Raw genomic sequence first — 259 nt, forward strand, 5'->3', positions numbered from 1 at the left:
GTTGCATTAGACGCAAGGCTTTAAAGGTCAACAGCTCTGGATCACCCGGGCCTGCACCAACTATATAGACTTCACCGACAGGAGGTGCTTTGTTATCTGAATCATCTGATAGCGTAGGCGTTGTATTTACTGGGGTATCAGAGTGAGTTTCATCATGAATAGCAGCGGCAGTACTGTCTAAATCGGCTTGCAACTGGGTTAAGCAACATGCACGCTAAGCAACATGCAAAAAGGAGTTTCGCATGAGTCAATTTTTACC

Annotated in this window: 1 protein-coding gene; it reads right to left on the minus strand. The window is 45.6% G+C overall.

Features of this window, described 5'->3' with window-relative positions:
• A partial coding sequence (locus SB749_RS19960) for an SAM-dependent methyltransferase (RefSeq protein ID WP_410711838.1) occupies positions 1–193 on the minus strand: 193 nt, incomplete at its 3' end.
• Positions 194–259 lie beyond the last annotated feature (66 nt).

The organism is Brevibacterium sp. SIMBA_078 (assembly GCF_046534565.1).
Classification (GTDB): domain Bacteria; phylum Actinomycetota; class Actinomycetes; order Actinomycetales; family Brevibacteriaceae; genus Brevibacterium.